This is a genomic window from bacterium, assembly GCA_040753085.1.
Taxonomy (GTDB): Bacteria; UBA9089; JASEGY01; order JASEGY01; family JASEGY01; genus JASEGY01.
In genome coordinates this window covers 1-8,023 of the sequence record JBFMHI010000125.1, presented here as the reverse complement: position 1 = coordinate 8,023, position 8,023 = coordinate 1, and the positions used below count along the sequence as shown (strand labels likewise).

5 protein-coding genes are annotated in these 8,023 nt (G+C 48.1%); 4 read left to right on the top strand and 1 reads right to left on the bottom strand.

Annotation, left to right across the window (positions count from 1 at the left end; all coding sequences use genetic code 11):
* Positions 1-487: 487 nt before the first annotated feature.
* Both cimA and AB1797_11200 read left to right on the top strand, forming a co-directional pair.
* Positions 488-2,074: a citramalate synthase gene (cimA, locus tag AB1797_11205; protein MEW5768167.1), complete on the top strand. Its 1,587-nt coding sequence runs from the start codon at positions 488-490 to the stop codon at positions 2,072-2,074.
* Positions 2,059-4,284, top strand: coding sequence for an alpha-hydroxy-acid oxidizing protein (locus tag AB1797_11200; protein MEW5768166.1), 2,226 nt, complete (start codon positions 2,059-2,061; stop codon positions 4,282-4,284). The genes cimA and AB1797_11200 overlap by 16 nt, the downstream gene beginning before the upstream one ends.
* A 10-nt stretch (positions 4,285-4,294) precedes the next feature.
* Here the strand turns inward: AB1797_11200 and AB1797_11195 are convergent, their stop codons facing one another.
* On the bottom strand, positions 4,295-4,633 hold the full coding sequence (locus AB1797_11195) for a hypothetical protein (GenBank protein MEW5768165.1): 339 nt from the start codon (positions 4,631-4,633) through the stop codon (positions 4,295-4,297).
* Between the two features lie 286 nt (positions 4,634-4,919).
* Between AB1797_11195 and AB1797_11190 the strand changes: the two genes are divergently transcribed.
* A complete protein-coding gene (locus tag AB1797_11190) occupies positions 4,920-5,519 on the top strand; it encodes a four helix bundle suffix domain-containing protein (GenBank protein MEW5768164.1) in 600 nt (199 codons plus the stop codon).
* Entirely contained in the window at positions 5,486-7,201 is a 1,716-nt protein-coding gene (locus AB1797_11185) for a SpoIID/LytB domain-containing protein (protein ID MEW5768163.1), read from the top strand. The genes AB1797_11190 and AB1797_11185 overlap by 34 nt, the downstream gene beginning before the upstream one ends.
* Positions 7,202-8,023 lie beyond the last annotated feature (822 nt).

The window sequence follows — 8,023 nt, the reverse complement described above, 5'->3', positions numbered from 1 at the left end:
TGCAGCAAACATAAACAGCCTTTTCCCGCTCTGAAAGCCAGTTTGGGACTTTTTTGTGTTCCGGTTGGAGAACAAAAAGTGTAAACCGATCTCTCCCTTCTCAAGTAGCGATTTGAAACGATGCCCACGAAGGATTATCGTAGAGAACATTAGAGCAATAGAGCAGAAGTTCTGGAACTTTCAGAAAAGTCTTTAACTACTGGGCTACTGCTCTGTTTTGAGCTATTAAGAAATTTTTTGTGTCTTAGTGTCTTTGTGGCTGAACACTTACAAGTAAATTTTTCTTGCAATATTATACCATAAATGGTATAATATTGCAAGAGTTCTCACACGGTCTACCGATGGCTTTAGACCGCAAGTATCCAACTGCGCCAAGCGAGTGGGATTGGCAGTGGGTCTTTCCCCAGGAAAACCGATGGAAGAACCTAACGACCGACGAAGAAGGGCGTGATCATGTGGATGGATCCATTTTAAGGAGTTGATAACTATGCAAAAAATAGAGATATACGACACCACCTTAAGAGACGGAGCCCAGATGGAAGGGATTTCTTTTTCTCTGGAGGATAAGATCGATATTGTTAAAAAACTTGACCGATTGGGTATCCACTATATCGAAGGTGGCTGGCCGGGTTCAAATCCCAAGGATATCCGTTTTTTCGAAGAAGTAAAGCATATTCCGTTTAAGCACGCCCAAATAGCTGCCTTCGGTAGCACCAAGCGGGCCGGAAATAAAGTGGAGGAAGATGAGAATATCCAGGCCATTCTGAAGTCCGGCGTTAATGTGGCCACTATTTTTGGCAAGAGTTGGGACCTTCATGTTAAGGAAGTCCTTAAGGTTTCTCTGGATAAGAACTTGGAGCTAATCAGAGAATCTATTCATTATCTAAGGTCAAAGGGATTAGAGGTTATCTATGATGCCGAACATTTTTTCGATGGCTGTAGAGATAATCTGGCCTATTCCCTGGCTACTATCAGGGCTGCTTCTGAGGTAGGGGCTGATACTATTGTTTTGTGTGACACCAACGGCGGAACTATGCCGCCTAAGTTACAGGAGGTAATAGAAGTAGTCCGGGGAGAGATAGATACCCCCCTGGGTATCCATGCCCATAATGATGCGGGGGTAGCCGTAGCTAATTCTATTATCGCGGTTACGATGGGTTGTAACCATGTGCAGGGGACCATTAATGGCTATGGTGAACGGTGTGGCAATGCCGATCTCTGTGTAGTTATCCCTAATCTTCAATTAAAGTTGGGTCTGTCTTGTTTAAGTGATTTCCAACTGGAGAAGTTAACCGAGACATCCAGGCATATTTCCGAAGTGACCAACTTAGCCCCCAATATGCATCAACCCTACGTAGGATACTCTGCTTTTGCCCATAAAGGTGGGATTCATGTCAATGCCGTTCAGAAAAATCCAGTCACTTACGAACATATCCGGCCGGATAAGGTGGGAAATCAGCGGCGTATTCTTATCTCCGAGTTGTCAGGAAGAAGCAGTATCCTTTCCAAGGCAGAAGAATACGGACTCGACCTGAGTCAGGATACGGAAAAGACAAAGCAGATCCTTGACCGGTTAAAGGAACTGGAACACAAAGGCTACCAGTTCGAGGCAGCGGATGCCTCTTTCGAACTTCTTGTCAAGAAAAATACCGGGGCTTACCGGCGTTTCTTTGACCTTTTAGGTTTTCGGGTTATTGTGGAGCGGAGAGAGGATAATAAACTCACCTCTGAGGCCACCATAAAATTGCAAGTAAATGGTGAAACAGAATATACCGTGGCCGAGGGCGATGGGCCAGTTGATGCCCTGGATAAGGCCTTAAGGAAGGCCCTGGAGAATTTTTATCCTGTCCTTAAGGGTATTCATCTGACCGACTTCAAGGTCAGAGTCCTGGATGCCAAAGAAGGGACAGCCGCCAAGGTGCGGGTTTTGATTGAATCCTCTGGACTGGATTCCACCTGGGGGACAGTCGGTGTTTCAGAAAACATCATTGAGGCCAGTTATCAAGCCCTCATTGATTCTATTGAATATGTCCTTCTTAAAAAGGAGATTGAGGGGAAATGGTCAAAACATTGATGATTATTGGGGGCGGCACCATGCAGATCCCGGTTATTCGGGTAGCCAAGGAGATGGGGCTGCAAGTCATTGTCACCGATTATAATCCCAATGCCCTGGGATTTTCTATGGCTGATGTGAACATCGTTATGAGCACCAAAGACATAGAGGGATCAGTTCGAGCGGCTAAGGAATATACTCAAACCGGCCGAATAGATGGGGTAATTACGGTAGGCACCGATGCCTCTATGACCGTGGCGGCTGTGGCTAACACCCTGGAGCTACCCGGAATTCGGTTTGAAGTAGCTGAAAGGGCCACCAATAAGATCAAGATGAGACACTGTTTCGCCCAAAATAAGGTTCCTTCCCCCCGCTTCTATGAGGCCTGGACTATCCGTGATGCTTACAAGGCGGCTAAAGAACTCGGCTTTCCGCTGGTGATCAAGCCCTCTGACAATATGGGCGCCCGGGGAGTAGTCAAGGTGGAAAGTCAGGATGAAATAAGGAAGGCCTTTCAAGAGGCCAAGGCTGTCTCCCCCTCCGGGGAGATTGTGCTCGAGGAGTTTATGCCCGGCGACGAGTTATCTATTGATGCCTTAGTTTATGAGGGCCAGGTGATCTTTGCCGGTATCGCCGACCGGATTATTGATTTTCCCCCTTATTTTGTTGAACTGGGACACACCTTGCCTTCAGCTCAACCAAAGGAAGTCCAGGAAGCGGCCTGCTCCTGCATGGAAGCTGGAATCAGGGCGCTGGGGATAGATCAGGGCGCGGCCAAAGGAGATATTAAGCTTACCTCGGAAGGGCCCAAAATCGTGGAATTAGCGGCCAGATTGTCAGGGGGGTTTATGTCCGGTTATACCCTTCCCCTGGCTACAGGGATGAATGTTATTCAAGGGGCGATTGAGATCGCCCTGGGTGGGAAACCCACGGTCAAGGCCACCGCAAATCGTGTCTCAGCCGAGCGGGCCATCATTCCTCATTCCGGCCGGGTGGTCTCTATTACCGGCGTTGATGAGGCTAGGAAATTGCCTCAAGTAGCTGAGGTGGTTATTAATGTTGAACCTGGCGATGTCTTGAAAAAATTAACTTCCAATCTGGGTAAAGTGGGAAATGTAATTACGGTGGCTGATACCAGGGAGGAAGCGGTAGCCGCGGCTGAAACAGCCATAGGACTGATTAAGGTCGAGATAGGCGCCCCGCCGACTCTGAGCTGGAAGGAGATTAGACAAGCTGCCCAGGCTAAATTTAAACGGGTCTGTCAGGTTTGTACTATCTGTGATGGCCGGGTTTGTGCCGGAGAGGTACCGGGCATGGGCGGGGTAGGCACAGGCAGCTCCTTTAAGGCCAATCTGACTGCCCTGCTCAAATACAGGGTCAACGTGACTACTATCCACGATGTTTCCTCTCCGGACACCAGGGTGGAGCTGCTTGGTCTTTCTCTGGATACGCCTGTTCTGGCGGCGCCTATTACCGGAACACAAACCAATATGGGGGGAGCCATTGAACCCCAGGAATACACCCGCACTGTTCTGGAAGGGTGCCGTCTGGCGGGAACAATTGGGATGGTAGGCGATGGGGCCAGTCCGGATCATTATCAATTGGAACTGGCCGTAGTTCAAGCGGCTAGTGGTTGGGGGATACCCATATATAAACCCAGACTTCACCAGGAACAGATATTGGCCAGGATCAGGGCGGCTGAAATAGCTTCGGCGGTAGCGGTAGGGATAGATGTCGATGCCGCCCACTTTGTTACCATGGCCGCCAAAGGGCAACCGGTTAGCCCCAAGACCGTGGAAGAATTAAGGGAACTAATCAGCTCAACTAAACTCCCCTTTATCTTAAAAGGTATAATGACGGCAACCGATGCGGAAAAGGCGGTTTTAGCCGGGGCAGCGGCCATTATTGTCTCCAATCATGGGGGCAGGGTGCTTGATTATATGCCGGGAGCAGTTGACGTCCTACCTCAGATAGTGGAGGCTGTGGGAGAAAAGATAGTCGTTATGGTTGACGGGGGGATAAGAAGTGGGTTGGACGTCTTAAAATGTCTGGCCCTGGGAGCAAAGGCCGTTTTGGTCGGACGGCCCATCACTATTGCGGCGGTAGGCAAGGGGTCCCTGGGAGTGGAATTTATTATTAAGGAATATACTAATCAGTTAAAGGAAGCCATGGTCCTGACTGGAACAGCCTCCTGTCAGAAAGTAAGCAGGGGAATTGTCTTTAAAGAGTAGTATAATGTTCTTAAAATATACTGAGAATCAATAAAAAGGACCAAAACGACAAAAAGGACCAAAAGGACAAAAAGGACCAAAAGGACAAAAAGGACCAAAAGGACAAAAAGGACCTAAAGGACCTAAAGGACTGAAAGGACAAAAAGGGCCCAAACGACAAAAAGGACCAAAAGGACAAAAAGGACCTAAAGGACCTAAAGGACTGAAAGGACAAAAAGGGTCCAAACGACAAAAAGGACCAAAAGGACAAAAAGGACCTAAAGGACCTAAAGGACTGAAATGACAAAAAGGACCCAAACGACAAAAAGGACCAAAAGGACCTAAAGGACCTAAAGGACTGAAATGACAAAAAGGACCCAAAACGACAAAAAGGACCAAAAGGACTGAAGTGACAAAAAGACCCAAAACGACTGAAACGACTGAAAGGCGGTGCTCTTTTGGGAAAGGCGGCTGTGCCTTGTCCCTGACCGTCCCTTGGGTTCCTCTGATCCCTTGATCCCTTAGGTCCCTTGGGTTCCTTTGACCCCTCTGGTTCCTTTGGTCCTTCTGTCCCTTTAGGTCCCTTAGGTCCCTTGAGTCCCTTAGGTCCCTTGAGTCCCTTAGGTCCCTTAGGTCCTTTTTTCCAGGAGGCTATCATGACAGAACGGTTCATTCCCCCGCATGGCGGCTACCAAAAACTGCTTTCCTACCAGAAAGCCCAAATCGTCTACGATGCCACGATACACTTCTGCACCCGGTTCCTCAATAAACGCGACCGCACGTATGACCAGATGGTTCAGGCGGCGCGCTCTGGGAAACAAAACATCCTTGAGGGTAGCCAGGCGTCCGGAACCTCCAAGGAAACGGAAATCAAACTCACCAACGTGGCGCGCGCCAGCCTGGAAGAGCTGTTAGAGGACTACCGCGACTTCTTGCGCGGGCGCGGGCTTGAGGAATGGAGCCTCGACCATCCTTACACGAAACGGCTGCGCGAACTGAACCGGCAGCCTGACGCCAACTACGATACCTTTCGCAAAGGCGTTGAGCATCATGATCCGGCTATTGCCGCCAATGTGATTATCGGCCTGATCAAGGTGACCACCTACCTGCTTGATCGCCAACTCAGGCAACTTGAGAAGACATTTGTCGAGGAAGGCGGCCTGCGCGAGCGCATGACCCGCGCCCGACTGAATCAGCGCGCCAGAACAAAGGGGGCAAAAGGATGGTTAAATTTATCCGAGACCAAAGAATTCTAAAAGGGCTTTTTATTATTGGCGGCAGTGTTATTCTATTAGCTGGTTGTAGCCGGCCTTTTCTGGTTGAGCCTGTAACCCCGACGGTTAGTCCCCCTCCAGCGCCGGAGGCTGAAGTTCCACTACCTCCTTCTGTTTCTAAACCCCCGAGGCCTATTGCCCCTGAAAAGAAAGAAGGTCTGGTTATCCATCTTCCGACCAGGGTTCGAATAGGGGTGATGGAGGGACAGTTTAACATCTCTGTGGCCGGAGAGGGACTTTTAATTAATGGGGAAAAAATAGAGGGTGATTCGGTGAATTTTTCCCTCAGGGAGTCTCAGCCGGCTAAATTGATTTATCGGATAGTAGTGGGGACATTTACTCCTTCTAACCCGGAGGTTGAGGAATTAGCCGATAGTTGGAGAGAAAAGGGGTATCAGGTGGCTTTAAAGGAAGCGGGGAATTTGTTCAGCGGGGATGGTCAGAGTGTTTTGGACAACCGGGTTATCTGGCTTGGCTTAGGTCGTTTTGAGGATAAGGAGAAAGCCGAGGTTTTCCAGGATCGGCTACTAGAAGAAGAGGGGAGACAGGGCTGGATACTGGAAGAATTAGTGGAGACTTCGGTCGGCCAAATAGATATGTTTGATCAGACCGGCTCCCTGGTCGATACATATTCCCCCCCTATTCTAATTACTTCGGATAATCCTATTAAAGTCAAAGAGGTAGAGTATGGAGGGGGTTATTCGTGGGAGGGACGGGAGGATCGAGAATTTAACGGCCGCCTTGAAATCACCCTGGATAATAGAGGAAAATTATGCCTGGTTAATGAGCTTGATCTTGAGGATTACCTTAAAGGGGTCTTGCCTTACGAAATCAGTCCGAAAGCTCCTCTGGAGGCCTTAGCTGCTCAGGCAATAGTAGCCAGGGGGGAGACCCTGGCCAAGTTTGAGAAAAGGCATCTGGCTGATCCTTACCATCTCTGTGCCTCTCAACACTGCCAGGTTTACGGCGGCCTGGGCAGAATGACAGAGTCGGTTAGAGAGGCCGTAGAGAAAACAAGGGGAGAGGTTTTGATGTATGAGGGTAAGATGGTTGATACGGTTTATTCAGCCAACTGCGGGGGACATACTGAGGACAATGAAAACGTCTGGGCTTCCCTGCCGGATCCTTGCCTGAGAGGAGTGCCTGATTTTGATCCCGAAGAGGTGGATTTTCCGAACATCATTACTGAGGAGGTCTTGAAGGAGTGGCTTACCACTACCCCCAGGGCCTACTGTTACGACCTCGAATCCAATAAACCGGAGAAGTTTAGATGGAAGGTAGAGTATTCCGCCGAAGAGATAAATCGACTCATCAATAGGGATAGAGATAGGGGGAGGGTGAAGGACATTATCCCTCTGGAGAGGGGTGTTTCCGGCCGGCTCAAGGCCATCAGGATCGTGACCGACCAGGAAGTTTTCACCGTCTATAAAGAGCTGCCTATTCGCCAGCTTTTGGGTAACTTGAGGAGTGCGGCTTTCATAGTAGAGAGCAAAAGAGACTCAGAAGGTAATCTTCTAAGTTTCTGCTTTACCGGCGGCGGATGGGGGCATGGAGTAGGCATGTGCCAGACCGGGGCCGCCGGCATGGCCAAAAGAGGGAAGCCTTACCAGGAGATACTTCATCATTACTTTGGCAAAGCAGAGATTAAAAAGCTTTATTATTAGCCCTACCTGATGATAATAAAAATGAACATGGTGTCTACCAATTTATACATTCCCCCGCAAGCTCAAAGTAAACCGTTACTTACAACCTGCCTGCCTAGGGCTGACCGGGTATCTGTCCATTAAAATGAACACCAGACCGGCGGCTAATGGAAGGCAGTAAAAATAATTTTATAAAAAATTTTATCTGTAAAGTGCTGCGGCACAAGATGTTCTCAAGTTGAATTTTTGGTCTGCCTCTTTTGTTGAGATCTTGGCATAAAATTTGCAGAGAAAGTAATAGGGGATTCGGTAAAATGAAGGAGGAGAAATGTTCCACTGTTATGATATAGAGATAAAAGGATGTCCGGCCAGTCTGTATCTTTACTGCCCGGCATATATCAATGAGTTAAATTGCTGGGAGGTGGAGGGCGCACTTTGTTGTAGGCGCAAGGATAAAACCAGGTGTCAGAGTTGTGAAATCTATTTGAAGGTCTTAATGACATCGTCATTAGAGCCTATGTCTGTAACTCCTTAAACCGAAGATGTTGGGGTTGCTTGGGGAGAAAAATTGAGGGAGTGGGACTAACCAGGTCTGGATTGTCTCTTAAGAGATAGTCCAGACTTTTTTTTCTTGACAAAGGAACAAAATTAGGGCATAATAGGGGCTGTTGTTAAATTATCAATTATCAATTAATAATTGTTAATTGATAATTATTAATTGGTAACTACTCAGCCTCTATATAGTAGCCTTACCTAGCGAAACCACAACATATTGTGTTTAGGTGTTTAAAAGTTAGCTAAAATTCCTAAAAAACGGCTTTCTATGCAACCTATAAAAGGAGA